Origin of the sequence: Pseudomonas sp. NPDC087614 (assembly GCF_044743485.1) — a bacterium.
Lineage (GTDB): Bacteria > Pseudomonadota > Gammaproteobacteria > Pseudomonadales > Pseudomonadaceae > Aquipseudomonas > Aquipseudomonas baetica_A.
In genome coordinates this window covers 22,114-48,102 of the sequence record NZ_JBIUWN010000003.1, presented here as the reverse complement: position 1 = coordinate 48,102, position 25,989 = coordinate 22,114, and the positions used below count along the sequence as shown (strand labels likewise).

The 25,989-nt window shown below is 59.2% G+C and carries 30 protein-coding genes and 1 pseudogene; 14 read left to right on the top strand and 17 right to left on the bottom strand.

Going from position 1 to position 25,989, the window contains the following annotated elements; genetic code table 11:
- Nucleotides 1–88 precede the first annotated feature (88 nt).
- The 3 genes from ACIOWA_RS01895 to ACIOWA_RS01885 all read left to right on the top strand — a co-directional run bounded on the left by ACIOWA_RS01895 (nucleotide 89) and on the right by ACIOWA_RS01885 (nucleotide 2,292).
- The gene (locus tag ACIOWA_RS01895; protein WP_401157890.1) at nucleotides 89–1,045 is read left to right on the top strand and encodes a LysR family transcriptional regulator; all 957 of its coding nucleotides are present in this window, start codon (nucleotides 89–91) and stop codon (nucleotides 1,043–1,045) included.
- A 72-nt stretch (nucleotides 1,046–1,117) separates the two neighbouring features.
- The gene (locus ACIOWA_RS01890) at nucleotides 1,118–1,573 is read left to right on the top strand and encodes a MarR family transcriptional regulator (RefSeq protein ID WP_339431272.1); all 456 of its coding nucleotides are present in this window, start codon (nucleotides 1,118–1,120) and stop codon (nucleotides 1,571–1,573) included.
- Nucleotides 1,574–1,872: 299 nt separating this feature from the next.
- The gene (locus tag ACIOWA_RS01885; protein WP_401157888.1) at nucleotides 1,873–2,292 is read left to right on the top strand and encodes an organic hydroperoxide resistance protein; all 420 of its coding nucleotides are present in this window, start codon (nucleotides 1,873–1,875) and stop codon (nucleotides 2,290–2,292) included.
- Nucleotides 2,293–2,479: 187 nt separating this feature from the next.
- On the opposite strand, the gene ACIOWA_RS01880 is transcribed toward ACIOWA_RS01885, so the two are convergent.
- Both ACIOWA_RS01880 and earP read right to left on the bottom strand, forming a co-directional pair.
- Complete coding sequence (locus tag ACIOWA_RS01880) at nucleotides 2,480–3,049, bottom strand: elongation factor P (protein ID WP_028619992.1); 570 nt, start codon at nucleotides 3,047–3,049, stop codon at nucleotides 2,480–2,482.
- Nucleotides 3,050–3,097: 48 nt separating this feature from the next.
- The gene (earP, locus tag ACIOWA_RS01875; RefSeq protein ID WP_401157886.1) at nucleotides 3,098–4,240 is read right to left on the bottom strand and encodes an elongation factor P maturation arginine rhamnosyltransferase EarP; all 1,143 of its coding nucleotides are present in this window, start codon (nucleotides 4,238–4,240) and stop codon (nucleotides 3,098–3,100) included.
- Between the two features lie 123 nt (nucleotides 4,241–4,363).
- On the opposite strand from earP, the gene ACIOWA_RS01870 reads away from it, so the two are divergent.
- Together ACIOWA_RS01870 and ACIOWA_RS01865 are read left to right on the top strand one after the other, a co-directional pair.
- The gene (locus tag ACIOWA_RS01870) at nucleotides 4,364–4,771 is read left to right on the top strand and encodes a hypothetical protein (RefSeq protein ID WP_401157885.1); all 408 of its coding nucleotides are present in this window, start codon (nucleotides 4,364–4,366) and stop codon (nucleotides 4,769–4,771) included.
- Nucleotides 4,772–4,773: 2 nt separating this feature from the next.
- The gene (locus ACIOWA_RS01865) at nucleotides 4,774–5,256 is read left to right on the top strand and encodes a GreA/GreB family elongation factor (RefSeq protein ID WP_221729208.1); all 483 of its coding nucleotides are present in this window, start codon (nucleotides 4,774–4,776) and stop codon (nucleotides 5,254–5,256) included.
- 9 nt (nucleotides 5,257–5,265) lie between these two features.
- On the opposite strand, the gene cysB is transcribed toward ACIOWA_RS01865, so the two are convergent.
- The 5 genes from cysB to ACIOWA_RS01840 form a co-directional block, all read right to left on the bottom strand.
- Nucleotides 5,266–6,240, bottom strand: a complete 975-nt coding sequence (gene cysB / locus ACIOWA_RS01860; RefSeq protein WP_221729209.1) for an HTH-type transcriptional regulator CysB — start codon at nucleotides 6,238–6,240, stop codon at nucleotides 5,266–5,268.
- Nucleotides 6,241–6,353: 113 nt separating this feature from the next.
- On the bottom strand, nucleotides 6,354–6,857 hold the full coding sequence (locus ACIOWA_RS01855; protein WP_221729210.1) for a universal stress protein: 504 nt from the start codon (nucleotides 6,855–6,857) through the stop codon (nucleotides 6,354–6,356).
- 98 nt (nucleotides 6,858–6,955) lie between these two features.
- A complete protein-coding gene (locus ACIOWA_RS01850) occupies nucleotides 6,956–7,861 on the bottom strand; it encodes a 5'-nucleotidase (RefSeq protein ID WP_339431187.1) in 906 nt (301 codons plus the stop codon).
- Between the two features lie 26 nt (nucleotides 7,862–7,887).
- Nucleotides 7,888–8,841, bottom strand: coding sequence for a putative 2-dehydropantoate 2-reductase (locus ACIOWA_RS01845; RefSeq protein WP_401157882.1), 954 nt, complete (start codon nucleotides 8,839–8,841; stop codon nucleotides 7,888–7,890).
- Nucleotides 8,842–9,228 carry a thioredoxin family protein gene (locus ACIOWA_RS01840; RefSeq protein WP_339431185.1) on the bottom strand — a complete coding sequence of 129 codons (387 nt, stop codon included), beginning with the start codon at nucleotides 9,226–9,228 and terminating at the stop codon, nucleotides 8,842–8,844.
- Between ACIOWA_RS01840 and ACIOWA_RS01835 the strand changes: the two genes are divergently transcribed.
- On the top strand, nucleotides 9,227–9,670 hold the full coding sequence (locus ACIOWA_RS01835) for a PilZ domain-containing protein (protein WP_339431184.1): 444 nt from the start codon (nucleotides 9,227–9,229) through the stop codon (nucleotides 9,668–9,670). The two genes, ACIOWA_RS01840 and ACIOWA_RS01835, sit on opposite strands and share 2 nt — an antisense overlap.
- A 142-nt stretch (nucleotides 9,671–9,812) precedes the next feature.
- The gene (locus ACIOWA_RS01830) at nucleotides 9,813–10,889 is read left to right on the top strand and encodes a 3-deoxy-7-phosphoheptulonate synthase (protein WP_339431183.1); all 1,077 of its coding nucleotides are present in this window, start codon (nucleotides 9,813–9,815) and stop codon (nucleotides 10,887–10,889) included.
- A 64-nt stretch (nucleotides 10,890–10,953) separates the two neighbouring features.
- Here the strand turns inward: ACIOWA_RS01830 and ACIOWA_RS01825 are convergent, their stop codons facing one another.
- A complete protein-coding gene (locus ACIOWA_RS01825) occupies nucleotides 10,954–11,235 on the bottom strand; it encodes a GNAT family N-acetyltransferase (protein WP_003226804.1) in 282 nt (93 codons plus the stop codon).
- 639 nt (nucleotides 11,236–11,874) lie between these two features.
- Here ACIOWA_RS01825 and ACIOWA_RS01820 point away from each other — a divergent pair.
- Nucleotides 11,875–12,126 (top strand): Lpp/OprI family alanine-zipper lipoprotein, encoded by a 252-nt coding sequence (locus ACIOWA_RS01820; protein WP_401157879.1) that lies wholly within the window; start codon nucleotides 11,875–11,877, stop codon nucleotides 12,124–12,126.
- Between the two features lie 124 nt (nucleotides 12,127–12,250).
- On the opposite strand, the gene ACIOWA_RS01815 is transcribed toward ACIOWA_RS01820, so the two are convergent.
- The 3 genes from ACIOWA_RS01815 to ACIOWA_RS01805 form a co-directional block, all read right to left on the bottom strand.
- Nucleotides 12,251–13,222 (bottom strand): L,D-transpeptidase family protein, encoded by a 972-nt coding sequence (locus ACIOWA_RS01815; RefSeq protein ID WP_339431182.1) that lies wholly within the window; start codon nucleotides 13,220–13,222, stop codon nucleotides 12,251–12,253.
- Between the two features lie 135 nt (nucleotides 13,223–13,357).
- Nucleotides 13,358–13,651 (bottom strand): hypothetical protein, encoded by a 294-nt coding sequence (locus tag ACIOWA_RS01810; protein WP_007955656.1) that lies wholly within the window; start codon nucleotides 13,649–13,651, stop codon nucleotides 13,358–13,360.
- A gap of 57 nt (nucleotides 13,652–13,708) precedes the next feature.
- Nucleotides 13,709–14,314: an arylesterase gene (locus tag ACIOWA_RS01805; protein ID WP_339431181.1), complete on the bottom strand. Its 606-nt coding sequence runs from the start codon at nucleotides 14,312–14,314 to the stop codon at nucleotides 13,709–13,711.
- Between the two features lie 3 nt (nucleotides 14,315–14,317).
- On the opposite strand from ACIOWA_RS01805, the gene ACIOWA_RS01800 reads away from it, so the two are divergent.
- The 3 genes from ACIOWA_RS01800 to greB are packed head-to-tail and all read left to right on the top strand — an operon-like array spanning nucleotide 14,318 to nucleotide 18,043.
- On the top strand, nucleotides 14,318–15,007 hold the full coding sequence (locus ACIOWA_RS01800) for an ABC transporter ATP-binding protein (protein WP_401157955.1): 690 nt from the start codon (nucleotides 14,318–14,320) through the stop codon (nucleotides 15,005–15,007).
- On the top strand, nucleotides 15,007–17,511 hold the full coding sequence (locus ACIOWA_RS01795) for an ABC transporter permease (RefSeq protein ID WP_401157877.1): 2,505 nt from the start codon (nucleotides 15,007–15,009) through the stop codon (nucleotides 17,509–17,511). Before ACIOWA_RS01800 ends, ACIOWA_RS01795 begins: the two co-directional genes overlap by 1 nt.
- A 34-nt stretch (nucleotides 17,512–17,545) precedes the next feature.
- Nucleotides 17,546–18,043: a transcription elongation factor GreB gene (gene greB, locus ACIOWA_RS01790; protein ID WP_339431178.1), complete on the top strand. Its 498-nt coding sequence runs from the start codon at nucleotides 17,546–17,548 to the stop codon at nucleotides 18,041–18,043.
- A gap of 5 nt (nucleotides 18,044–18,048) precedes the next feature.
- Here greB and ACIOWA_RS01785 read toward each other — a convergent pair whose 3' ends face one another.
- The 3 genes from ACIOWA_RS01785 to ACIOWA_RS01775 form a co-directional block, all read right to left on the bottom strand.
- On the bottom strand, nucleotides 18,049–18,357 hold the full coding sequence (locus ACIOWA_RS01785) for a class I SAM-dependent methyltransferase (RefSeq protein ID WP_339431177.1): 309 nt from the start codon (nucleotides 18,355–18,357) through the stop codon (nucleotides 18,049–18,051).
- Between the two features lie 248 nt (nucleotides 18,358–18,605).
- Nucleotides 18,606–19,040: a DoxX family protein gene (locus ACIOWA_RS01780; RefSeq protein WP_221729222.1), complete on the bottom strand. Its 435-nt coding sequence runs from the start codon at nucleotides 19,038–19,040 to the stop codon at nucleotides 18,606–18,608.
- Between the two features lie 108 nt (nucleotides 19,041–19,148).
- Nucleotides 19,149–20,570 (bottom strand): transglycosylase SLT domain-containing protein, encoded by a 1,422-nt coding sequence (locus ACIOWA_RS01775; protein ID WP_401157875.1) that lies wholly within the window; start codon nucleotides 20,568–20,570, stop codon nucleotides 19,149–19,151.
- A gap of 235 nt (nucleotides 20,571–20,805) precedes the next feature.
- Between ACIOWA_RS01775 and ACIOWA_RS01770 the strand changes: the two genes are divergently transcribed.
- The 3 genes and pseudogenes from ACIOWA_RS01770 to ACIOWA_RS01760 form a co-directional block, all read left to right on the top strand.
- Nucleotides 20,806–21,612, top strand: a complete 807-nt coding sequence (locus ACIOWA_RS01770) for a TatD family hydrolase (protein WP_339431175.1) — start codon at nucleotides 20,806–20,808, stop codon at nucleotides 21,610–21,612.
- Nucleotides 21,613–21,810: 198 nt separating this feature from the next.
- Nucleotides 21,811–23,292, top strand: a complete 1,482-nt coding sequence (locus ACIOWA_RS01765) for a methyl-accepting chemotaxis protein (protein WP_401157873.1) — start codon at nucleotides 21,811–21,813, stop codon at nucleotides 23,290–23,292.
- 213 nt (nucleotides 23,293–23,505) lie between these two features.
- A pseudogene (locus tag ACIOWA_RS01760) lies at nucleotides 23,506–23,736 on the top strand (terminase); the annotation flags it as partial.
- Nucleotides 23,737–23,755: 19 nt separating this feature from the next.
- Here ACIOWA_RS01760 and ACIOWA_RS01755 read toward each other — a convergent pair.
- The 3 genes from ACIOWA_RS01755 to ACIOWA_RS01745 all read right to left on the bottom strand — a co-directional run bounded on the left by ACIOWA_RS01755 (nucleotide 23,756) and on the right by ACIOWA_RS01745 (nucleotide 25,832).
- The gene (locus ACIOWA_RS01755; RefSeq protein ID WP_401157871.1) at nucleotides 23,756–24,550 is read right to left on the bottom strand and encodes an acyl-CoA thioesterase; all 795 of its coding nucleotides are present in this window, start codon (nucleotides 24,548–24,550) and stop codon (nucleotides 23,756–23,758) included.
- A 147-nt stretch (nucleotides 24,551–24,697) separates the two neighbouring features.
- Complete coding sequence (locus tag ACIOWA_RS01750; RefSeq protein WP_339431172.1) at nucleotides 24,698–25,462, bottom strand: CHAD domain-containing protein; 765 nt, start codon at nucleotides 25,460–25,462, stop codon at nucleotides 24,698–24,700.
- Nucleotides 25,463–25,541: 79 nt separating this feature from the next.
- Complete coding sequence (locus ACIOWA_RS01745) at nucleotides 25,542–25,832, bottom strand: hypothetical protein (RefSeq protein WP_339464812.1); 291 nt, start codon at nucleotides 25,830–25,832, stop codon at nucleotides 25,542–25,544.
- Nucleotides 25,833–25,989 lie beyond the last annotated feature (157 nt).

Genomic DNA, 25,989 nt, shown 5'->3' with positions numbered 1-25,989 from the left:
GCGATTCATCCTACGCAGTCGCGGCTGGCAGGGAAACGCACAGCAACGCACAATGGCTATGCCGATTTCGCAAAAGCGTTGAACCGATATGAATCCCAATCAATTGACAGATCAACTCGGGCTGTTTCTCGATGTGCTGGAAAGCGGCAGTTTTTCCGCCGCTTCACGTCTTCATCCACTGACGCCTTCGGCAGTCGCTCGACGCATCGACAGCCTTGAAAGCGCGGTCGGCAGCCAGTTGTTCATCCGCAGCACACACGCCGTGCGCGCCACCCCCGCAGGCCTGGCCTTTGCCGAACGGGCGCGACGGATCGTCGCCGAACTGCAACTGGCCCGCGCCGAAGCCGTTTCCCTGAGCAGTGCGCCGGAAGGCTTGATTCGCATCGACGCCCCGGCCGCGTTCGGGCGGCGACACTTGGCACCGGTCATTGCTGACTTCCTCGTTCTGTATCCCGGGCTGGATGTGCAGTTGCACCTGATCGACAGCTTCGTCGATATGAGCGGTTCGAACCTGGGCAAAGTGGATCTGGTGCTGCGGGCCGGACAACTGGCCGACACACGGCTGGTGGCCACTCCGCTGGCAAGCATAGTGCGCATTGCCTGCGCCAGCCCTGACTATCTCAAACGCCGAGGCGTGCCAGACCATCCCGCGCAATTGAGTGAACACGACGGTCTGGACTGGGAAGGTCTCGCCCCGCCCTTTGCCTGGCGTTTCGAGGCAGACGGGAAGATGCAACTGCATCGTCCCGCACGCATTCGCATGAGCGCCAACAACGCCGAGGCACTGGTGTGTGGCGCCTTGGCCGGGCTGGGGATTGCGCACCTGCCAACCTGGCTCGCCAGCGAGTACCTGTTGCGCGGCGAGTTGCTGCCGCTGTTCTGCGAGCACGGCCTGCCTGCGCCGGAATCCGCGGGCATCTACGCGTTGCGCATGGAACGGCAAACCCATTCGCGCAGTCATTTGTTGCTGGAATACCTCAAGACCCGATTCAGCCCCGTACCGCCGTGGGATCTGGCACTCCTGCGTGATCTGGGCCGCCACTAGAACTGGAGAATTATCTGGCGCATTAAACATTCGGACGCTAGATTCATGACCATCACCGATCAAGGCTTTGACATGACATCCGAACGCGACACCTGCGAAGACCTGCTGCTGGACAATCAGGCGTGCTTCGCCCTGCACTCGACCTCACTGATGATGACCAAGGTCTACAAACCGATGCTGCAAGCGCTGGGCCTGACCTATCCGCAGTATCTGGCGATGATGGTGCTGTGGGAGAAGGACGGTCTGACTGTCGGAGAAATCAGCACACGACTGCTGACGGATCCGGGTTCGTTGACGCCATTGCTCAAACGCCTGGAAGGCGAAGGCTTGCTCAGCCGCACCCGCAGCCGTGAAGACGAACGCGTGGTGATTGTCGAATTGACCGCACAGGGCCGGGCACTGAAGGAACAAGCCAGAACAGTTCCGCAATGCATTCTAGGCGCCAGCGGTTTCACCCTGGAGCGCCTGCAGAATCTGCAAGCTGAGTTGCAGGCACTTCGCAGCCATCTGCACGACAGCCTCACCTGAATCCATTACCTCCCCCCATGAGGGAGCGGGCTGCGTGCGAAAGCGGGGTGTCAAATTCCTGTTCGTTGACAGACACCACGCCTTCGCGAGCAATCCCGCGTCCACAATGTTTCTGCGCCAACTCAAAAATTCCTTTCAGATCATGCACTTTTGACGATTAGTGGACTGTTCACACGTCAGGACCGACATTTTTTGAAAATTTATCTTGTGCGCAAAATATTGGCGAGCTACATTCATCTCGCACTTACTTAGCGCGCAAACAGTTAGCGCAAAAAACGACACTGAACGAGGCTCACACCATGCAAACTCTCTACACTGCAATCGCAACTTCCACCGGTGGCCGTGATGGTCGCGCAATCTCCAGCGACAACATCCTCGACGTCAAACTCGCAACCCCGAAAGAACTCGGCGGTGCCGGTGGCGCAGCGACCAACCCTGAGCAACTGTTCGCCGCCGGTTACTCGGCCTGCTTCATCGGCGCGCTGAAATTCGTCGCAAGCCAGACCAAACGCAAAATCCCGGACGACGCTTCGATCACCGCCCACGTCGGCATCGGCCAGATCCCAGGCGGTTTCGGTCTGGACATCGATTTGCACATCAGCCTGCCGGGCCTTGATCAGGCCGACGCGCAAAGCCTGGTCGAAGCGGCGCACAAAGTCTGCCCGTACTCCAACGCCACCCGTGGCAATGTTGATGTACGTTTGCACACCACCGTTTGAGATAAACGCAAAAACCTGTGGGAGCGGGCTCGTTCGCGAAGGCGTCCTGTCAGTCAACCCTTCACTGGATGCAACAACGTATTCGCGAGCAAGCCCGCTCCCACAGAGGATGAGCAACAGCACAAATCGCAGGCACAAAAAAACCCGACTCAATGGTCGGGTTTTTTCTTTCCGCAAAAAGCAGTGCTTATTTGGCACGGCCTTTGTAGGAACCGCCTTCGCGGGTGTCGATCTCGATCTTGTCACCGATTTCGATGAAGTCGGCAACTTGCAGCTCGGTACCGTTGCTCAGTTTGGCTGGCTTCATGACTTTGCCGGAAGTGTCGCCACGAGCCGAACCTTCGGTGTAGTCAACTACGCGCACGATGGTGGTCGGCAGCTCTACGGAAACCAGACGCTCTTCGAAGAAGATCGCTTCGCAAACATCGGTCATGCCTTCTTCAACGAAAGGCAGAACGGCTTCGATGTCTTCAGCGTTCAGCTCGTACATGGTGTAGTCAGTGGTGTCCATGAACGTGTAGGTGTCGCCGCTGATGAAGGATAGGGTCGCTTCTTTGCGGTCGAGGATTACGTCGTCCAGTTTGTCGTCGGCGCTGTAAACGATCTCGGTCTTGTAACCGGTCAGCAGGTTTTTCAGCTTGGTCTTCATGATCGCGCTGTTACGGCCCGACTTGGTGAATTCAGCTTTCTGAACCAGCCAAGGATCGTTTTCGAGACGGATCACGGTACCGGGTTTCAGTTCTTTACCAGTTTTCATTGCGAATATCCGAATTTGGATGGGATTTACAAAAATCTAGGCCGCGTATCATATCCAATTTAGGTAAAACTGTACCAGCGCCGCGGCAAGATCGGCCTGCAAGCCTTGTTCCAGACACCACGCTTCGGCATTTTTCTGCAGTTCTGGCCAATGATGACGGGCCGTGAGCCAGTGTTCGCCGATCGGCTGACCGGCGCTCCAGGCTCGCCAGAGACCGCTCATCGCCTCGGCAGCGGCCGGTGACAGGCCTTTTGTGTAGAGCGCGAGGAAGGCATCGAGCTTGCCCAGATGGATGTCTTCGTCCTGCTGATAAATGTGCCAGAGCATCGGCCGCCCCGCCCATTGCGCCCGCACGAACGAGTCTTCCCCGCGCACCGCATTGAAATCGCAGCACCAGAGCAGATGATCGTATTGATCCTGGCGGACGAACGGCAGCACCTGCACCGTCAGCGATTGACGAATATGAATCGCCCCGACGTCGAGATTTTCCATCCCAAGCCATCGCGCGACGTCGCCGAGTATCCGACCTTCAGGCACCAGCAGATGGGTTGGCTTTGCATCGGTTGCCAGCACATCGAGCCAACTGGCCAAACCGGCGTTCTCATAGGCAAACAGCGAAATCAGCTGAGCTTCAGGCGCGCGGTCGATCCCAAGACCGTGCAGGAATTCTCGCTGCACTTGGGGATCTTGCTGAAACTGCCGACGCCGTTCGAGTAAACCTCGCTCACGCAACAATCCGCCCGTTCCTGGACGGAATCCCGGAAAGAAGAATATCTTCTGCACCGACTTATACTTCACCGATGGCAGGCCGTGGCAACCCACGACCCAGTCTTCGGCGCTGAGATAGTCGAGGTTCATCCACAACGGCGGTTGTTCCCGCTCGGCCATGGCGCTCATGTAATCACTCGGCAGTTGGCAGGCGAACGCGGCGATCACCACATCAGCGGCGTCCGTCTCTAACCATTCGCCTGGCCAGTGTCGCACCTCCACACCTTGCTGCCATTGTTGCGCGGCGTTGATATCGACTTGCGGACAAATGCGTTCGAATGCGCGCAAGTCATCGACCCACAACCGCACTGTCAGCGAATGCTCGGCCACCAGTTGCCGGGCCAGGCGCCAGGTCACGCCAATGTCGCCGTAGTTATCGACCACGGTGCAAAAAATATCCCAGCGGGTTTTCGGTTCCGGCATTCAAGACTCCCGTTGGCAAAACACCGATTGTCCGCATAAATGACCTCATGCAGAAGAGCCGACGGCGATTAATCTTCGTGCGACAATCACCACTTGCCCGCACCCATCCGCCAGGAGGCAGCCATGCCCTACCGTCCTAACCCGCGTCGCCCCTTGCCGGTTCAACTGAGCGTGCTGCATTTGACCGGCAGCATTGCCCTGGGCATATGGCTGGGTTTTCTTGCCATTGCGCTGACGTGCTGGCTGGCTTCACGCGTTCTGTTCAACGAACAACTGGCGCCGGTCGCCCAGGCTGTACAGCAATTGGCCAACCCGCCAGCCGTCCGGACACAACCGGACATTGCACCGCAGAGTCCGCTGTTTGAGCAGTACGAAGAAAACCTGCGCAAGAACGAGCAGCAAAATCGCCTTGATCAGGCACGCAGCAGCGGCCGCAACCAGTCAAACCCGAAATGCCAGTTCTGGCTGCAACAGGACCAGACCGCGCCAAGCGAAAAAAGCCGCGCCAACGTTTTACAATTCTGCGATTGATCATGAACAAGCACACTGTCCACCAATTGATTCTCGACAAACTGCGCATCGACCTCGACATCGCCGAACGCGCTGCGCAAACCGCTTACGAAACCGCCACCCACGAAGAAAACATCGCCGAAAACAAGTACGACACCCTCGGGCTTGAGGCATCGTATCTGGCGGCAGGGCAAGCGAAACGGGTCGAGGAAATTCGCCAGTCACTGGCGCTGTGCCAGAACCTGACGCTGCGCGCGCACGACGAAAACCGAGGTATAGAAGTGGGCGCCCTGCTCGGCCTGGAAGATGAAAAGGGGCGCGAGCAGTGGCTGTTTCTGGCCCCGGATGCGGCTGGCCTGAAAGTCGATGTGGTGGGTCAGCCAATTACCGTCATTACCCCACGCTCGCCACTGGGCAAAAGCCTGCTAGGCAAGCTGGAAGGTGATGAGGTCGAGATTCTGGTGGCGGGCACCCGGCAACAGTTCACTGTCACCGAGGTGCTCTGAGGCGGGCGCTTAGTGAACGGGCAGTTCGACACCGTCGAACAGATCTTCCAGTTCTTGCTTGTTGTGACACTGGATAGCTTTGGCCATCACTTCGCGGGTCAGGTGTGGCGCGAACTTCTCGATGAAGTCGCACATGAACCCGCGCAGGAAAGTACCACGACGGAAACCGATCTTGGTCACGCTCGATTCGAACAGCTCGCTGGCATCGAGCACCACCAAGTCGTTGTCGAGTTTGGTGTCGACCGCCATCTTCGCCACGATGCCTACGCCCAGCCCCAGGCGCACGTAGGTTTTGATCACGTCGGCGTCGGCGGCGGTGAATACCACTTTCGGTGACAGGCCACGATGGCTGAAGGCTTCGTCGAGCTTCGAACGTCCCGTAAAACCGAACACATAAGTCACGATCGGGTATTCAGCCAGCGCTTCGAGGGTCAGCTTCGGCAGCTTGGTCAGCGGGTGGCCCTGCGGCACCACCACGCAGCGGTTCCAGCGGTAGCACGGCATCATCACCAGATCGCCGAACAACTCCAGCGCTTCGGTGGCAATAGCGAAGTCGACGGTGCCGTCAGCAGCCATTTCGGCGATCTGCATCGGCGAACCCTGGTGCATGTGCAGCGCCACGTCCGGGTATTGCTTGATGAAATTGCTGATCACCGGCGGTAGTGCATAACGCGCCTGGGTGTGAGTCGTGGCGATCGACAGGGTGCCTTTCTTCTCGTTGGAGAATTCCTGGGCGATCTGCTTGATGCTTTCGACTTTGCGCAGAATCTCGCCGGCGGTGGTGATGATGCGCTCGCCGGCTGGCGTGACGCGGGTCAGGTGCTTGCCGCTGCGGGCAAACACTTCGACGCCGAGTTCGTCTTCCAGCAGACGGATTTGTTTACTGATGCCCGGTTGCGAGGTGTAGAGGCTTTGGGCTGTAGCGGAAACGTTGAGGTCGTGGTGCGCCACTTCCCAGATGTAGCGCAATTGTTGAAGCTTCATATGTATCCCTCAAAGCAGGTAGACGCCACGGGCATCAGCGACGATATATAACTATATTAATGGTTCGAATAATAAATCTAGAACTTTTTTATCAAAGCGCCATTATTCCTGCTTTAGCGATCCTCCCGCCGCCGACGCTCCACCAGTGGCACCAGATACACCGGCACCTTGGCCAATTGCAGGACTCGAGCGGCCGTGCGCCCCAACGGCGTTTCCGCGCCCACCCCGTGGCTGTGACTTCCTACGATCAGCAAATCGACAGAGAGTTTCTGTACCTGATCAAGAATCACCTGCGACGGATCGCCCTGCAGCACGCGCACCGCTCGAATGCGCTGCAGATCCAGCTCGCCCTCGTCCCCCAGTTCTTCGCGAAAACTTTCCAGTACCCGCTGCTCGATATTGGCGATGACTGTTTTCAAACCCTGGCTGTGGAATTCGTTCAAAGCCTGCTCGTCGAGATAACTCTGCAACACCGATTCGGCAAACAACCCCATCGGCTCCACCGCATGCACGACGTACAGGTCGGCATCGAACGTTCGCGCCAAAGCCAAGGCGTGCTGCATCACTAACGGTGCGTACAGACCGAGGTCAGTGGCATACAGCATCGAACGAATCATATGACCCCCTCGCAAGCCAACATGGCGCAGATTTGATTCAGCTTAGCAGTGCCTTGGCGAGTACGACGTGTGACGCAACGTCTTGAAGCACCGGGGCTTTAGATCGACGGTTCGTTGCTGATGCCATGAGGCACGTGGCCAGTAGCGACGACTTCGCGGGCCAGTTCGCAATGGCCGGTCTGATCATCAAAGAACACATCGGCAGCAAAGGCCTCAAGAAACGCCGACTTGGTCAGGCCGCCGAGGAACAGCGATTCGTCGAGGCGGATATCCCACTCGCGCAACGTGCGAATCACCCGTTCATGCGCCGGCGCCGAACGCGCCGTCACCAACGCCGTGCGGATCGGGCAGTCGTCGTCAGGGAACTCGCGCTGCAGCAAATTGAGCGCGGCGAGAAAGCCCTTGAACGGCCCTCCGCGCAAAGGCTCACGGGCCGACTCACGTTCCTTGGCTTGAAACGCCTCCAGCCCGCCGGACTGATAGACGCGTTCAGACTCGTCGGAAAAGATCACCGCGTCACCGTCGAAGGCGATGCGCAACTCATCGCTGGCCGCACGGCTGGCGCCCCCGGATAGAATCGTCGCGGCGGCGAAACCGGCATCCAGTGCCGCACGCACATCCTCGGCATGGGTGGAGAGAAACAGATCGCAGCCGAACGCTTTCAGATACGGATAAGGACTGCGCCCGCCGACAAACGCCGCACGGGAAATCGCCAGACCGTAATGGTGAATCGAGTTGAACACTCGCAGGCCGGTATCGGCGCTGTTGCGTGACACCAGAATCACCTCGACCCGAGCACGACCGAGGCGACTGTTAAGACTCAGGAGTTTTTCCACCAACGGGAAGGCATCACCGGGTGCGAGAATCTCGTCTTCGTGCTCGATCTGATATTGCCGATAGGCTTCAACGCCGCTCGACAGGTAGACCTTGTGGCTCTCGCTCAGGTCGAACAAGGCGCGCGATGAAATCGCCAGCACCAGTTTGTCATCGATGTTCTTGGCCATGCCTACCCGCCCTTTCACAAAAAAACTTAAACGTTGCGGCGGTCGATAAAACCCAACGTGCGATACAACGCTTCGATACGTGGCAGCTCGCAGCCCACCGCTTTCGCGGCCGACAGTGGCCGGGCATAAATCGCCTCGAGTTCCAGCGCACGCTTGTGCAAAAAGTCGTGGTGCATGCTCGGCCAGTAGTCCGGCATTTTCTCGGTCATCATGAACAGGTACTCGGCGTAACCGGGCGGCATGTCGTGCCCACAGGCCTTGGCCCCCTGCACCACTTCGGTCATCAACGCCTGGATCAACGCGCGGCTGTCGGCGTCGGCCATCAGCGGCGTGGTACTCGCGCCGAGCAACACCGAAAGACCGTTGTAGGGGATATTCCAGACCAGTTTCTGCCAGCGTGCCTGCTGCAGATCGGGCATCGCCTGCGAGTCGATACCCGCGGCGCGGAACAAAGTGCAGCCCTCTTCGACAATCGCCATGCGTCCGGCATCATCGATGGCCGGGCCGCTGTGGTAACCGACATTCACAGCACCCAAAGCTTGATGGGTTATTTGCCCAGGCCCTTCGCGGTGTACACAGATAAGGCACAGACCTCCGAGCAGGTGCAGCGAATCGGGCAACTGTTCACGCAGGCTGTCCTCGACGTCCAGACCATTCTGCAATAGCAGCACTTTCGCGCCGGGCTTCGAGGCTTGAATGATCGAGGGGGCAAGACCCACATTGCTGGTGGTCTTGGCGCCGACCAACAACCAGTCACACGGCGGCATGTCCTGGGCCGAAGAATAAGCCTGCACAGGGCTCAACGTCAGCGGGCCATGCACCGCACTGTTAACGTGCAAGCCCCGTTCGGCGACCGACGAGAACTCGCTGCGCAACAGAAAATGCACATCGAACCCAGCGCGCGCCAACATCAAACCGTAGAAACCACCTATTGCGCCGGTGCCGATAATCCCCACCACCGGTTTGCTGATTGTCCCCATTTATGGCAACTCCTCTGCTATTCGAACCAAGGCCTGCGCCAATGCCTCGTTGAGCGCATCGACCGTCAGGCGCGTGTGCAATGCCCCAAAGAACTCGCCGTCACGCACGACAAACAGCGCCGGCAAATGAAAGACCTGATACCGCGCCACCAGGCCACCGTTTTCGCCGGCGTCGATCCAGCACAAGCGATCCACCGTCAGATCCAAACCGGGCAAGACCTCACGGGCATAGCGGCAACTGGCGCAACCGACGCTGGTAAAAATCACCAGCGAAACGCCGTTCATCGCCAACAGCCGCTGGTCAGCGTCGAAATCGGTCAGCTGCGATTCGACCACTATACTGGGGGAAACAATGTCAAATGGCCGACACAGGGAGTCTGTGCTCATGGGACGTTTCATTCCTCATCCGGACGAAGTGCCGGTTGAATTAACCTTGCTCAAGCCTGAGTGTATTTCCAGACAACAGCTGCACACTATCAGCCTCGGCGGGATCGCTTGCAATTATCACCGCGCCTGGCGCCATGGCACGGCGCTGCAAATCCGCATGCCGACGCTCAATGCCGATATCTGTTATCCGGGCTATGTGGCGTGGTGTCTGCGGCGTAAAAAGGGGTATCTGGTGGGCATCGCCTTCACCGATGAACAGGCGCTGTTCAGTGCGCGAATGGGTGAGCAAGTGTGTCAGATCGAACGCTATTGCCGAATAAACGATGCTCACGATGCCCTGCAGGATATTCAGGCGTTGGCCCTGCACTGGGTCGAGCAACATGCCGACGAGTTCTCCCACGACAGCGTTCGCAAGGCTTTCGCGCAGCCATTGCTGGATTAGGCTCTGTTTTAAACAGTGACGTGCCCATTGTCGAGCAGGCGTCTAACGCGCTAAGGTTCCGCTCCCCGACGCGCTTAAATCTGCTGTGTTCCGCCGCGCGGGGATCGCTGGCGGCCGGCACCCGTGACCTGACGAGTAAACGATGGCTGATTTACCGATCAACGACCTAAACGTCGCCTCTAACGAGACCCTGATCACTCCTGATCAGCTCAAGCGTGATATCCCTCTGAGCGACGCGGCCCTGCGCACCGTCACCAAGGGTCGCGAAGTCATTCGCAACATTCTTGATGGCACCGACCACCGCCTGTTCGTAGTGATCGGTCCGTGCTCGATCCACGACATCAAGGCTGCCCACGAATACGCCGAACGCCTGAAGGTGCTGGCCGAGGAAGTCTGCGACACCTTGTACCTGGTCATGCGCGTGTATTTCGAAAAACCGCGCACCACCGTCGGCTGGAAAGGCCTGATCAACGATCCGTATCTGGACGACTCGTTCAAGATCCAGGACGGTCTGCACATCGGTCGTCAATTGCTGCTGGATCTGGCCGAGAAAGGCCTGCCGACTGCCACCGAAGCCCTCGACCCGATCTCCCCGCAATATCTGCAGGACCTGATCAGTTGGTCGGCTATCGGCGCGCGCACCACCGAATCCCAGACGCACCGTGAAATGGCTTCGGGCCTGTCTTCGGCCGTCGGCTTCAAGAACGGCACAGACGGCGGCCTGACGGTAGCGATCAACGCCCTGCAGTCGGTGTCCAGCCCGCATCGTTTCCTCGGAATCAACCAGGAAGGTGGCGTATCGATCGTCACCACCAAAGGCAACGCCTACGGTCATGTGGTATTGCGCGGCGGCAACGGCAAGCCGAACTACGATTCGGTCAGCGTCGCCCTGTGCGAGCAGGCGCTGAACAAGGCCAAGATCAAGCCGAACATCATGGTCGATTGCAGCCACGCCAACTCCAACAAGGATCCGGCCCTGCAACCGCTGGTGATGGAGAACGTGGCCAACCAGATCCTCGAAGGCAACCAGTCGATTATCGGTCTGATGGTCGAGAGTCATCTGAATTGGGGCTGCCAGGCGATTCCAAAAGACCTCGCCGACCTGCAATACGGCGTGTCGATCACCGATGCCTGCATCGACTGGTCCGCCACCGAGAGCACCCTGCGCAGCATGCACGCCAAGCTCAAGGATGTGTTGCCCAAACGCGAGCGCAGTTGATCCGCGTTTTACAGGCATAAAAAAACGCCGGGCATTCATTGCCCGGCGTTTTTGTGTGTGCTGTTCAGATTTTCGCAGCGCGGCGCTGATGACGCTCCATGTAGCGCTCGACGTAGGAGCACGACGGGATCACCGTGTAGCCCATTTCCTCGGCGTATTGCAACGCGCTTTCTGTCAGCGCTGCGGCAATGCCACGGCCACGCAGGGCGTTGGGCACAAACGTGCGATAGATATCCAGGGTCTGTTTACCCAGATCCATGTAGGTCAGGTAGGCACGATGACCGTCCACATTGGTCTCGAACTGATGACCAGCCTGGTCATGGTGGATGGACAACGCCTCGCTCATCACTACTCCTCGCGGGTCTTGAATTTTGACCCCTACCTTACCGATGTTTTTCCGGCGAAGGAACATCTACGCCACCCCGTGCCTGATGGACAACGAGAAGAGCCACACCGATCCCACGCAATCGAGCACCTGTAAATAGTAGGCACCATTGGCAAAAATGCTCAAGGTACGCTCGTCATCAAGCGGCTTGACGGGGGGGGCTGCTCCGATGGACGCAGGGATGGCCTGGAGACGATATCTCCCGGGCCGCTCACCTGAACATTGCCGGATGTTGAGACTTAAGACGTGCCGCCTTTTATAAAGTCACCTCAACATGAACAAAGATAAGCGAAGCAGCACGCAGAATCGGAACAAAAGTATGGACGAATTCATCTAGAAAGACTTTAGACAACTCTGCAAAAACAGCACATGACAACGGGAACTTTTTCTCATTGACTCGCTCAGCGCGGGGCCTGTAGCTGGATGTTTTTTATACAGGGCAGTTAAAAGTTGCTCGAAAAAGAATCAGCGCCTACAATTTTTTTTGCTTCTTGCGCTACGTCAGTTTACTTACTACAAGTAATGGGTAGTATGTACGCCGGCTATTTCCTCAATCCGAGGAGACAGCCACTTAATTGAAAGTCCTTGAAGGGGAACACGATGAACAACGTTCTGAAATTCTCTGCTCTGGCTCTTGCCGCAGTTCTGGCTACCTGTAGCAGCAGCGTATCGAAAGAAACCGAAGCACGTCTGACCGCTACTGAAGACGCAGCTGCTCGCTCCCAGGCTCGTGCAGACGAAGCTTACCGTAAAGCTGATGAAGCTCTGGCTGCTGCTCAAAAAGCACAACAGACTGCTGACGAAGCTAACGAGCGCGCTCTGCGCATGCTCGACAAGGCTAGCCGCAAGTAATAGTCCTTCGGGATTATTATCAAGCCGACCCATTTTTTGGGTCGGCTTTTTTATTGCCGGTACTTTTGTCCTGGCAATAAAAAACCCGTCGATGCCTCAAGGCTCGACGGGTTCGGATCCGACCTTACTGCAGCGGGTCGATCGGCGTGTTCGAAACAATCGGCGCCGACGTGTTTGGCGTACCGATTTCGGTTGGCAGACCATCCTCGGCCGCTACCACATCACGCACCACATCCCAGTTCACGCGCAGGTTGTTAGTAATGTCATCACGCTTGAGCATCGCGTTGATCACCGCTGTGTGCTTGTCGACCACCGACGGATCGCCCTTGTCGTCGATCGGCGTGTGCGCCTCAAGGTAAACCTTGCCGCCACTGCTCCCGAACTTGTAGGCCTCATTGAGGATACGCACCGAGGTACCGACCGGCACCATGCTGGCCATCTCAAGCACGTTGTTGTTGAACATGCGGAAACAGCCGTGACTGGTACGCATGCCGATGCCGAATTTCTTGTTCGATCCGTGGATCAGATAGCCCGGCGTGCCGAGGGTGAATTTGAAAGGTCCCAGCGGGTTGTCCGGACCGGCCGGCACCACGTTGGGCAGCGGATCACCATCAGCAGCGTGTTCAGCCTTGATCGAGGCTGGAGGCGTCCAGGTCGGGTTCGGCGTCTTGGCAATGATCGATGTGTGCGCGATTGGCGAACCCCAGCCCTCACGACCGATCCCCAGCGGGAACGTGTACACCACGTTCCGGCCTTTCGGGTAATAGTAGAGACGGTATTCGGCCAGATTGATGACAATGCCTTCACGCGGACCCGGCGGCAGAATGAAACGGGTTGGCAGAACGATCTCGGTGCCGGCGCCGGGCAACCAGGCATCGACGCCCGGGTTGGCCGCGAGCATTTCCGAATAGCCCAGATCGTAGGCGGTGCCCAGATCAGCGAAAGTGTCTTCGTACTTGGCTTTGATCACCTGCACCTGACCAATGATGTCTTCACCAGGCGGTGGCAGGGGAAACTCCAATGCAGCAACGGGACCGGCCACACACAGGGCGGCAAGAGACAGGCAGCGGGCGACGGCAGGAAAGCGCGGCAACATCCGGAACATCCTTCGCATGATCAACAAGGGTATGAGCGCGCGATTGTACACCGCACCTCGGGAATTCGGGGAGCCACAAGACCTGCGGCGAGGAGGCTGGCTCTCAAGACGCGGTCAACCTATTGACTCAAGATTTTAGAGTTCGAAGCGCAACTCAGGCCAGATAGGTGAGGTGCCGCGCTTCTGCGACTCCAGAATCGCCCGGCACAGCGAGCACAGGCGCTGATCCTGAAACACCCGACGATCTACGCTCGACCAGCGCGGCTGCGCCGGTAGCAGGCTGCCACACAGGGTCCGATCCGCAGAACCACCGAGTTCCAGTTGACGGGTCACCAGATGCACCCGCACTTCCTGGCAGGCGAACAGATCCAGCTGTTCGTCAGGCTCGATCAGTTGGTAGGCAAAAAGAGACCAGGCAGAACGTGGCATTGGGGGCTCCGAATAAGGGGGCGCCACATTAGCCGAAAGCCTGCCGCTAGAAAAGCCTCATAACAACGGTTTTAGCGTAGGCCAGACATTTTCCAGCAACTTGCCCTGAGCCCCGACTGCCGGGTGCAAACCATCAGCCTGCATCAAGTCTGGATGACCGCCCACGCCGTCGAGGAAAAACGGTACCAGCGGGATCTTTTTTGCGTCGGCGAGTTTGCCGTACACCTGGGCAAAAGCGTCGGTGTAACGCTTGCCATAATTGGGCGGCAGTTGCATGCCGAGCAACAGCACCTTGGCACCGCTCTGGCGGGAGCTGTCGATCATCGAAGCAAGATTTTGTTGCAATTGAATTGGCGGCATTCCGCGCAAGCCATCGTTGCCACCCAGTTCGAGGATCACCAGGTCGGGCTTATGCTCTGCAAGCAGCGCGGGCAGCCGCGCCTGGCCTCCGGCACTGGTGTCACCACTGATGGAGGCATTCACTACTTTGTCGTCGAAACCCTCCTGTTTGAGCCGTTGCTCGAGCAACGAGACCCATCCCAAGCGGGTATCCAGCCCGAAACCGGCGCTGATACTATCCCCAACGATCAGGACAGTACCCGCCGCTGCGTTCTGGGCCATGCACATCAAGGCCAGGCCAGCACTCAAAAACCACACACGCATCGGATTCTCCATGGGCGCAGCATTCTCACCGCGAAGAACCTCAGCAAAGTGGTTCCCAGCGCGGAAGGTGAACTGACTATCCTGCACGAACTCAGCCTGGAACTGAACAAGGGCGACAGCCTGGCCATCGTCGGCGCGTCCGGTTCCGGCAAATCCACCCTCCTCGGCCTGCTTGCCGGTCTCGATTTACCGAGCCGCGGCGAAGTCACCCTCGCCGGCCAGAGTCTGGGTAATCTAGACGAAGACCAGCGCGCTCGGGTGCGTGCCGAACATGTGGGTTTCGTCTTTCAATCGTTTCAATTGCTCGACAGTCTCAACGCGCTGGAAAACGTCATGCTGCCGCTTGAGCTTGATGGCCGTAAAGATGCCCGCGAGCGCGCCACTGAATTGCTGCAACGGGTCGGCCTCGGCCAGCGTCTGACTCACTCGCCGCGCCAGCTCTCGGGCGGCGAACAACAGCGCGTGGCGATTGCCCGAGCCTTTGCCGCCGAGCCTGACGTGCTGTTCGCTGACGAACCCACCGGCAACCTCGACAGCCACACCGGCGAGCGCATCAGCGATTTGCTGTTCGAATTGAACAAGGAGCGCGGCACCACACTGGTGCTGGTGACCCACGACGAACGCCTGGCCCATCGATGCCGGCGCCTGATCCGACTTGAAGCCGGGCTGTTGGTCGCCCCTCTGGAGCCTTGATGGCACGCCTGCCGCTGTTGCGTCTGTTGAGTCTCGCCATCCGTCAACTCATGCGCGATGCCCGCGCCGGAGAACTGCGGGTGTTGTTCTTCGCCTTGGTGGTCGCCGTAGCGGCAAGTACCGCCATCGGCTATTTCGGTGCCCGCCTCAATGGCGCCATGATGCTGCGCGCTACCGAGTTTCTCGGCGCCGACCTGGTACTGGAAGGCAGCTCACCGGCCCGTCAGGAACAAATCAGAATCGGCACCGAATTACGCCTTGATCACGCGCAGGTCGTGGAATTTTCCAGTGTCATCGCGACCGACAACGGCATTCAGTTGTCGAGCATCAAAGCGGTAGACGGCGCCTATCCATTACGCGGTGAACTGAAAAGCGCCCCGGCCCCCTTCGCAACTGAAGAGCCCGGAGGCGAACCCCAGCCCGGCGAAGCCTGGGTCGAGTCACGCCTGCTGACCGCGCTGGACCTGAAGATCGGCGACAGCATCGACGTCGGCATGAAGCCCCTGAAGCTGACACGGGTACTGACTTACGAACCGGACAGAGCCGGTAACTTTTATAGCCTGACGCCACGCGTGCTGATCAACCTCGACGATCTCGCCGCGACCGGCGTGGTGCAGCCCGGTAGCCGAGTGAGCTATCGCGAACTGTGGCGCGGCGAACCGCAAGCACTGCAAACCTATCGACAACTGATCAAGCCAGGGCTGGCAGCGAATCAGCGGATTCAAGATGCCCGCGACGGCAATCGGCAGATTGGCGGCGCGCTGGGCAAGGCCGAGCGCTATCTGAACATGGCCAGCCTGGTCGCGGTGCTGCTGGCTGGCGTGGCGGTGGCGTTGTCGGCAAACCGTTTTGCCAGTCGCCGTTTCGATGCCAGTGCATTACTGCGCTGCCTCGGCTTGTCGCGACAGGAAACCATGTTGCTGTTCAGTATTCAACTGACGGCACTTGGGCTGTTCGCCGCCCTCAGTGGTGCGTTACTCGGTTGGCTGGCGCAACTGGGCTTGTTCGCGCTGTTGCATGATCTGCTGCCGAGTGATGTTCCGCCAGGTGGCCTGTTTCCGGCCCTTGCCGGGATCGCGACCGGGCTGGTGGCACTGGCCGGGTTCGCGCTGCCGCCACTGGCGGCGTTGGGACGAGTGCCGCCGTTGCGAGTCTTGCGCCGCGACATGCTCCCGATCCCGTCGAGCACCTGGATGGTCTATGGCGCGGCGCTCGGCGCGCTGGGCCTGATCATGTGGCGCCTGAGCCTTGATCTGTTGCTGACGTTTGCCTTGCTCGGCGGTGGCGTGGTCGCCGCATTGGTGTTGGGTGGCTTGCTTCTGTTGTTGCTCAAAAGCCTGCGGCGCATGCTCGCCCGTGCTTCTTTGCCGTGGCGTCTGGGCCTGGGTCAATTGCTGCGTCATCCGCTCGCAGCAGCCGGCCAATCGCTGGCATTCGGGCTGATCCTGCTGTCCATGGCCTTGATCGCCCTGCTGCGCGGCGAACTGCTCGACACCTGGCAAAATCAACTGCCGAAAAATGCCCCCAACTATTTTGCCCTGAACATTTTGCCAGCCGACAAACAGGCCTTTACCGATCACCTGATCAACGTGTCAGCGCAAGCGGCGCCGCTGTATCCGGTGGTGCCGGGGCGCCTGATCAGCATCAATGGCGAAGCGGTGCAGCAGATCGTCAGCAAGGACTCTGCTGGCGACCGCGCCATTCAACGCGACTTGAGCCTGACCTGGGCCGCCGACTTGCCGCCCGGCAATAAGCTCACCGCCGGGTCGTGGTGGACTGAACAGCCCTCTGACGATGTTCCCGGGGTGTCGGTGGAAGGCAAGGTCGCCGAGAGCCTCAAGCTCAAACTCGGCGATCACATGGTGTTCAGCGTTGGCGGGGTCAATCGAGAAGCGAAGGTCACCAGCCTGCGCGAGATCAACTGGGACAATTTCCAGCCGAACTTCTTCATGATCTTCCAGCCTGGCACATTGAAGGATTTGCCGGCGACCTACCTGACCAGCTTCTATCTGGCGCTTGGACACGACCAGCAGATCGTCGATCTGTCGCGGGCCTTCCCGGCTGTGACCATTCTTCAGGTCGAAGCCCTGCTCGAACAACTGCGCAGCATTCTCGCCCAGGTCACGCTGGCTGTGGAGTACGTGTTGTTGTTTGTGTTGGCGGCGGGAATGGCAGTGCTGTTTTCCGGGTTGCAGGCAACGCTGGATGAGCGTATTCGCCAAGGTGCATTGCTAAGAGCACTGGGCGCGGAGCGGCAGTTGCTGATCAAGGCACGTCGCATTGAGTTCGGTTTGCTCGGCGCGGTCAGCGGACTGCTCGCGGCCATTGGTTCGGAAGCGGTGAGCCTGGTGCTGTATCGATACGCCTTCGATCTGCCGTGGCATCCGCACCCGTGGCTGCTGGTGCTACCGCTGATTGGCGCGGCGCTGATCGGGGGCGCGGGCGTCTTCGGTACACGTCGGGCACTCAACGCAAGTCCGCTGACAGTGTTGCGCGAGGGTTGATAGACTCCAGCCGTCTAACTCACAAGAAATTGCCATGAGCCGTTATCGCCCTCCCCGTACCGCCGGCACCGCGCTGATTACCCCCGAAGGTGAAGCGCGGATGCGCGCTGAATTCCATGAACTGTGGCATGTGCGCCGTCCACAGGTCACGCAGTCGGTCAGCGAGGCGGCGGCTCAGGGTGATCGCTCGGAGAACGCTGAATACACCTACGGCAAAAAGATGCTGCGCGAGATCGACAGCCGTGTGCGCTTCCTCACCAAACGGCTGGAAGCGTTGAAGGTTGTCAGCGAAAAGCCCAGCGACCCGAACAAGGTCTACTTCGGCGCCTGGGTGACCATCGAAGACGAAGACGGCAAGCCATCGCGCTACCGCATCGTCGGCCCGGATGAACTGGATTTGAAACTGGGCCTGATCAGCATCGACTCGCCGCTGGCCCGCGCCCTGATCGGCAAGGCGCTCGACGCAGAAGTGCGGGTACAGACACCGACTGGCGAACAGTTCGTGTACATCGTGGCCATCGACTACCCCTGAAAACCCTAGCGACGGGTAATCAAGCCTTGCCGTGCGACGCGAACCAGTTGCGTGATCATGTGCGGCACGTCTTCCTGGCTCGGCGCCTGAATCACGGCCAGATCAAAACTGTCAGTGGCAAACCGTGCCAGCGACTCGCCGTCCTCGACAAACTGGATCAGGAACGCGGCGGGGCCGCCGCTGCGACGTGGCCAGCCATCGAGATAACGCAACAGCGTCGGCTGATGTTTGCCGCCAAGCAGGATTTTTGGATTGCGTTGGGTGATATGTGCCGTGATCGGCGCGGGACGTGCTGGAGGGCGTAGTGCATTCATCGTGTCGTGTCTCTGCCTCAAAAGTCTGCGTGGCAGGTGAGAGGCAACACCGAACCAGCGCTTTAGCGGTATTTCGAAGCCCTGTTCCGGCTTCTGACGGCAACTGTTGTAGTCACCTGGCGCCCCGCAAGTAGCTGTTTAAATCGGCGCATGAGCAGCATCCTAGAGAACGTGACCGATCAGTGTCAAGAATCAGCCGCAACAAAAAAGGCTCGCACAATGCGAGCCTTAGGCGTGAGTCAGAGCGCTCAACCGGCGATGGCGCGATCCACCGAGAGCTTGCCAGCACCTTCGATCAGAACGGCAAGGCTGCCACCGAGCAACGCCAGAGCGAACTCGTAACCGTTGTTGGCCATGAACAGACCGTTGCTGATGTGCACGGTGAAGATCGCAACCAGCGACAGGAACGTCAGGCCCAGCGCCGCCGGACGAACCAGCAGGCCGATGATCAAGGCCAGACCGGCGAAGAACTCGGTACCGCCGGCCAGCGTGGCCATCACATACCCAGGCGTCAGACCCAGGCTTTCCATGTACTGCGCAGTGCCAGCCAGACCGTAACCGCCGAACAGACCGAAGAGTTTCTGCGAGCCGTGGGCAGCGAAGATCACGCCGACAGCGATGCGCAGAAGGGTCAAGCCGTAGCCTGCGCGGGTGAACAGAACCTTATTGATCAGAGAGCTCATGGGGCATTCCTTGTTTTGCGAGAAGTGTGTGTGGATTGGCCGCTATATTAATCAGTAAATTCTATGTTAAAAGCGCAAATATTTCGCCATAACAATCGAATTATTAGATTATTTGCGTGAGACAACTTTCGGCCCACCGAGCTCCAATGATTCCCGCTCCCGGTCGAAGGCCAAGTAATACTTGTTCACGCTATTAACATAGCTGACCGGCCCCATTCCCACCTGCTCCATGGCAATGCGCTCGACCTGGAAGAACCACTGATCAGGATTTAGCCCCCGCCGCCGGGCCTCGGCACGCATACCCTGGACCCGCTCCGGCCCGATGTTGTAAGCCGCCAGCGTGAACGCCATGCGCTCGCGCTCATTGAGCTTGGGGCTGGCGAAGAACTTGCGGCGGATCATCGCCAGGTATTTGGCCCCAGCCTGCACATTCGCATCGAGATTCTGAATATTGTTCACACCGACCCGCCGCGCTGCGGACGGGGTGATCTGCATCAGCCCGGTCGGGCCACTGCCGCTGCGGGCACTGGGCTGCAAGCGCGACTCTTTGAATGCCAACGCTGCCAGGTTCAGCCAGTCCATGTTCTGCGCCGTGGCATGCTTTTGCAGCACGGGGCGCAGTTTCTCCAGACGCTGACGGTCGGCCTTGGCCAATGGATAGTGGACTTTATACAGACGGCGATAGATGCGCAGAAACGCTACATCTTCGTTCGACGGCTTCTTGTAACCGCTGAGGAAGCGATCAATGCTCGCCCGCAGCATCGATGCATCCCGGCGCACGAACCAGTATTCCTCGCCGGGATCGCCGATCCTCAGTTGCCGCTCAACACGCAGCTTGGGCAGGATCTTGCCCCAGCGCTCGGCAATCGGTTGCTCGACGATGGTCAGGTGAAAGATGCCGCCCTGGACCATTTCCAGTACATCCTCGACCGCCAGTGTCGGATCGACCCATTCAATCTTGATCGGCGCCAGCTTATGCAGCGCCAGCTTCTGATTGAGTTGGCTGACCGCTTCCCCGGCCGCACTGCCGGTGGGCAAGGCGAGGGTTTTGCCGGCGAGTTGCTCAAGCCTGGTGTAGCGCCGCTCGCCCTTGATGCCGACCAGCACCAGCGGCACGTCGCTGGCTATCGGCTCACTGCTGGCGACCGCACGGCCGGCTTGCAAATCAAGCAATTCACCGGGCGCCACCAGATCACCCTCACCGCGCTGCAAGGCACCGAGCAGTTGATCCTTGGCTTTGGGAATGATCTTGAGGGTGATTTCCTGGCCGTCACGCGCATGGCCGTTGAGGTATTGCTCGAAGGCGCGCAGGCGATGGTATTCGACGCCGATGGCCTGCCCCTGGACTTCGCCGGAGCTGTTACGACTCTGGTTGACCAGCACCCGCAGCACGCGACTGCCGCGAATCTCGGACAAGTCACGCACCTTGGCGGCCGGCACGGCTTGCAGCGGCCCGGGCAGGCGCGCTACCGCCGCCATCGGCAGCAGTAACGATCCACACAACAGCAGCAAAACCGAGGGACGAATCATCCACTCTCCGGAAAGAATACGGGGCGATTTCACCGCTGAGAGGCAAAATCGCCGACGAAAACAGAGCGCCAGGAGCGCTGGCAAAGTGCGAGAGAGTGGCACAGTAGTGGCCACCATACCAACACAAGCCGTCTAGCGGCCTCAACAGACAGTCATAAGCCGTTGTAGTTCTTGGCTTTTATGATGAATCTACAGCTCTGGTATGCTTTCCGGCCTTCGGCCCGAGGTAGCAACCATGCAACTCATCGATATCGGCGTCAACCTGACCAACCCAAGTTTCGCCGACAAACACCAGGCCGTACTCGACCGCGCCTACACCGCCGGGGTCAGCCAACTGGTGCTGACCGGCACCAGTGTCGAGGGGAGCGAACAGGCACTGGAACTGTGCCAGCAACTGGATGACAGTGGGCAACGGCTGTTTGCAACGGCCGGGATTCACCCGCACTCAGCCAGTGACTGGAATGCCGACAGCGCCCGGCGCCTGCGCAGCCTGCTCAAAGAAGCCAACGTGGTCGCCGTGGGCGAATGCGGACTGGATTTCAACCGCGATTTCTCACCGCGCACCCAACAGGAAAAAGTCCTCGAAGAACATCTGGCAATGGCCGTTGAGCTGCAATTGCCGGTGTTCCTGCATGAGCGCGACGCCAGTGTGCGCCTGCTGGAGATACTCAAGGACTTCCGCGATCAACTTCCTGCGGCCGTGGTGCATTGCTTTACCGGCGAGCAGAAGGCGTTGTACAGCTACCTCGATCTGGATCTGCATATTGGCATCACGGGCTGGATTTGCGACGAGCGCCGGGGCACGCACTTGCATCCATTAGTCAAAGAGATCAAGCGCGGCCGGCTGATGCTGGAAAGCGATGCGCCTTACTTGTTACCGCGCACCCTGCGCCCGAAACCGAAGAATGGCCGCAATGAACCGGCGTACCTGACCGAAGTGCTGCGCGAAGTGGCGTTGCACCGGGGTGAAACCGAGGAAGACCTCGCCGCGCATTCGACCGCTTGTGCCCGGGCATTCTTCAACCTCCCCTCCCTCCCCTGACACACACAACAACCATTGTGGGAGCGGGCTTGCTCGCGAGAGCGCTGAGTCAGATAAATAAATAGCGACTGACACAACGCTTTTGCGAGCACAGCCGGACAGCATCGGCTGTTGACACACATCAAGATTTCCAGAGCTGCATAGCGGCACAATGCTGGCACCTTGCCAATGCTGTTTCCGCTATCAGAGAAAACCTCCATGGGTGCCTGGCTTAGCAATATCTCGCTGAAATACAAATTCTGGGCGGTCAACGCGGTCGCCTTCGTCACCACCCTGTTGCTGGTGTTGTACGCCGTACAGCTCGAACAACAGGCCCGCAGTCTCGCGTCACAAGCGTCGGCGCAAGCCCAGGCGCACTTGCTCAAGGCCTGGCCGGCCGGGCAGGCGCTGCCCCAGGCCGATCAAGTGCTGACCTTCAAACGCGGGGAGGCGCCACGCCTCCACGATCAACCGCTGCTGGAGATCACCGACAACAACGGCTGGAACGAGATCAACCACCTGCCACTGTTCGGCGACAACCCGCTGATGGGCGCCGAAGTGTTCAGCCGTGCCGACGGCCAGCAAGTAGCAGTCATCGCCTACGGCCCAAGCCTGACGCAAGTGTTCGGCGAGCGCTTCGCCAACTATGCCGTGGCGGTGTTCATCCTGATGCTGGCGATGCTCGGCGCTTCGCAGTTGTTGATCCGCTTCCTGCTCAGCCAGCTCAACACGTTGAAAGACGTGATGTTGCACGTTGAAAAAAGCGGCGATCTTTCAGCCCGTGTACCGCTGGCCGGAAAGGATGAGGTCGGGCAGATGACCAACGCGTTCAACGCGATGCAGGCCGGTTATCAGCGCGTCGTCACCACCGTTGCCAACACTGCGCAGCAACTGGATGTCGGCGCTGCGCGTCTGGCGTCGAGCATGAACGAAGTGCGCCACGGCATGCTCGGCCAGCAAAGCGAAACCGATCAGGCGGCCACCGCGATCAACGAGATGACTGCCACGGTTTATCACATCGCCCAGCACGCGGGCGCCACTCGCGATCTGTCGCAGACCGCCGACGGCCTGGCTGGTAGCGGTCAGCAAGTGGTTGCACGGGTGCAGCATTCGATTGCCGGCCTGTCCAGCGGTGTACAACAGACCGCCGAGATGATCCAGCGCCTGGCCGAGGACAGTCAAAAGATCAACGGCGTGGTCAGCGTGATTCACAGCATCGCCGAGCAAACCAATTTGCTGGCGCTCAACGCCGCCATTGAGGCTGCACGGGCCGGCGAAATGGGCCGTGGTTTTGCCGTGGTGGCCGATGAAGTTCGCAACCTCGCCAAACGGGTGCAGACCTCGACCGACGAGATCACCACCATGGTTTGCGCTTTGCAGGCCGGCACGCGCGATGCGGTGGATTTCATGCAGGAGAGTTCGTACAAGGCCGACGACTGTGTGCAGCAAGCGCAGGAGGCTGGCGAAGCATTGGCGCATATCACCGGCGCAGTGGCACAGATGCGTGAAAGCAATACGCAGATCGCCGTGGCGGCGGAGCAACAGAGCCAAGTGGCCGAGGACATGAATCGCGCGGTGGTGAGTATCCGTGATGTGACCGAAAACACCGTGCAGCAGACCGTGGATTCAGCGACGACCAGTAATGAGCTGGCGAAACTGGCTGGAGAGCTGAGCAAGGCGATTGGGCAGTTGAAACTCTGAGGGCCTCTTCGCGAGCAAGCTCGCTTCCACATTGAACTTGTGAACGACACAGTTCCCTGCGGGAGCGGGTTTGCTCGCGAAGGCGTCAGATCGGCCAACATCGCATCCCGGCGTCGTCCCTATCGCGTCCATAGCCAAGCTTGATTCGCCGACCTTCCCACTCCGGCCTATGCTTCAACCCATGTGTTCAACATGGATCGAGGAGTAGTCAACATGGGCAAACGTCATCCCAACCTTCCCGCGTGGCAATGGCGCGTGTACCCGACCAATCAGCAGCAATCGACCCACCAGGCGCTGCAACTGATTGCCGTACCTTTGTTTATCGTTGCGTTTCTTTTGATCGTGTCCGGGGTGTTCAGCTTGAGCCTGGCCAACGTGGCCATTGGCGTGGTTGGCGTCGTTGCGGCACTGGGTTTGCAGCGCCGTAACCACAACCTGGAGGCGTAAGCCCGCGTTGCGGGCTTCAGGCAAAAATCGTGACGGTCTGGCGGCTCATCGCGATCAGTTCCCCTTCAGCACTCCAGAGCTTGGCGGCGGCATGCCCGTAACCGTCGGCGGCGTACTCGGTTTCCACCCGATATTTGCACCAGTCCAGCGTGCTTACATCGCGCAACGGCTGCACGAATTCGACGGTCCAGGTCAGCGTACTGCCCGCCGCCACTTTCTTCAGGTGCGGTAACAATGACGGCGGCCATGCGTCCACCAGCGCCAGAATGTGCGATTCAGTGACAGGTTCGTCCTTCACATCGCCACGCAAACGCACCCAACCGCCCATGTCTCGCGATGTATTGCCCGTGAATGGCAGGCCACCGACACTCCAGCGCATCGCCAGGTGGCGCATGAACTCAGGGGTCACACCTTTGATGTACGGCAGTTCCTGGCAGTCGTCCAAAGGCTTCATCTCGGGGGCAGGAAGGGCTGGCACGGCCACTTCCGACGCTCGCGAGGCGCCGAAGCTGCCTTGCACCAGCGTCACCACCTGACCGTTCTGCATGGCCCGGCCCAACACCTGGCTGACGGCTTTGCCTTCACGCAGCACATCGACTTGAAAAGTCACCGGGACTTCGGGCTCGACCGGACCGGCAAACGTGATCGCCAGCGAACGCACCGGGCGATCGGCAGGCACCTTCGCGCGCATGGCTTCGTATTGCAGCGCAGCCACCAGGCCACCGAAACTGGCGCGGCCCTGTGCCCATTCGGCAGGGATGGTCAGTTCCGGTTCGCGGCGGACCGCTTCGAGCAAATCGCAAAAGCGCATGGCAACCTCAGAAAACGAAAAGTGAATGCAGGGATCTTAACCAGCCAGGCAGAGCGCCGCAGCGTCTATTCCGGTCAAATAGACTGACATCTCGGACAGGATGAAGCCCGCCCACACAGTGACAGTGGATGCAGGCAGGTTTGAGGATTATTTGAAGCAGGTTGAACTGAGTTTTTCGAGTACGCGATCGGCCTTGCTCTCGGCTTTGATCATGGTCGCCCGCCACGTCGCGACGCAGGGCTGCAGATCCGCTTCCTGTTCGGCTTTTGCCAGCCACTGCCAGCAATCGTGCCAATCGCCCAAGGCGCCTTGCGCCGACTTCAAGCGCGCCAGCGCCGCTTGCGGCAAACGGTCCAGTTCAGGGTAGGCCTCGATGCCATAACGCACACGCTTGATCAGCAAGCGCAGGCGATGACGGTCGTGGGCCGGATCGTGCAGCGCCTCATCGAGTTTTTTCCATTGCTTGCCGAGGCGTTTTTCGATGCGTTTTTCCAGCCCCTTGAGCAACCCCTGACGCTGGGACGCACGCAGAAAACGCGGGAACGCGTCGAGAATCATCAACAGCGAAGCCACCTCGCTGCTCGCCGCCAGCGTCGGATAGGCCTCGGCCATCTTTGCCATGCGCCGTTGCGCGGCTTCGGGTTGATCGTGCTGGAGCAAGTACGCCGCCAGCACCTCACGGTCACGCCACGGCGTGGTCAATTGACCGACGGCCGAAGCGGCGCCCTCAAGTTGCTCCACACCCGGCAAGCCACGCAAGGGCCGCAACAGGCTGCGCAAGCGGCGCACCGTCGTGCGCAAATCGTGCAACGCCTCGGGGTCGGTCCGGGCAGTCAACCGCGCCTGACAGGCCAGCAGTCGCACTTCCAGGCTCAGAACATGGGCCACCAACCGGTCAACCAACGCTGACATCACTTGCTCCTGATTCAAATGGCTCGGGGGAAGCGTCTGCCGACATGGCAAAACCGCCTCCCTGCGCTATGTCAGCAGCTTAGCGTCCGGCACGGGATTCGCGAATATAGAAACGCGCCTTCTCGGCTTTCTTGCTGCAACCCTCGAAACCCTCGAATTGTTGCTGGGTCTTGGCGGCTGTCAGGAGCGACAAGGCTTTGGAGTAACTGACGGTACCGGCAAAGCCTTCAGCCTTGGCCAGGTCCAGCTCATGCCAAGCGGTGTCGAGTTGGCTGCCGCAACTGTCGCGGTAAGCGGTTTTACCGGCGCAACCGGCCAATGCCAATGCCAATGCCAATGCAATCAACGGCACACAGATCCAGGCTTTCATCACTCACACCTCAAGGTTAGGTCAACAGTCGTGCAGTTAAGACGGTCAGGCCGCGAAAAAGTGCCTGACCTGCATATGAAACCGCGCGGGTAAAGAGAATAGCGCCAGAGGAACACGCCGCCGCAAAAAACGACGCTCCCGGCGCACTGAACGACCC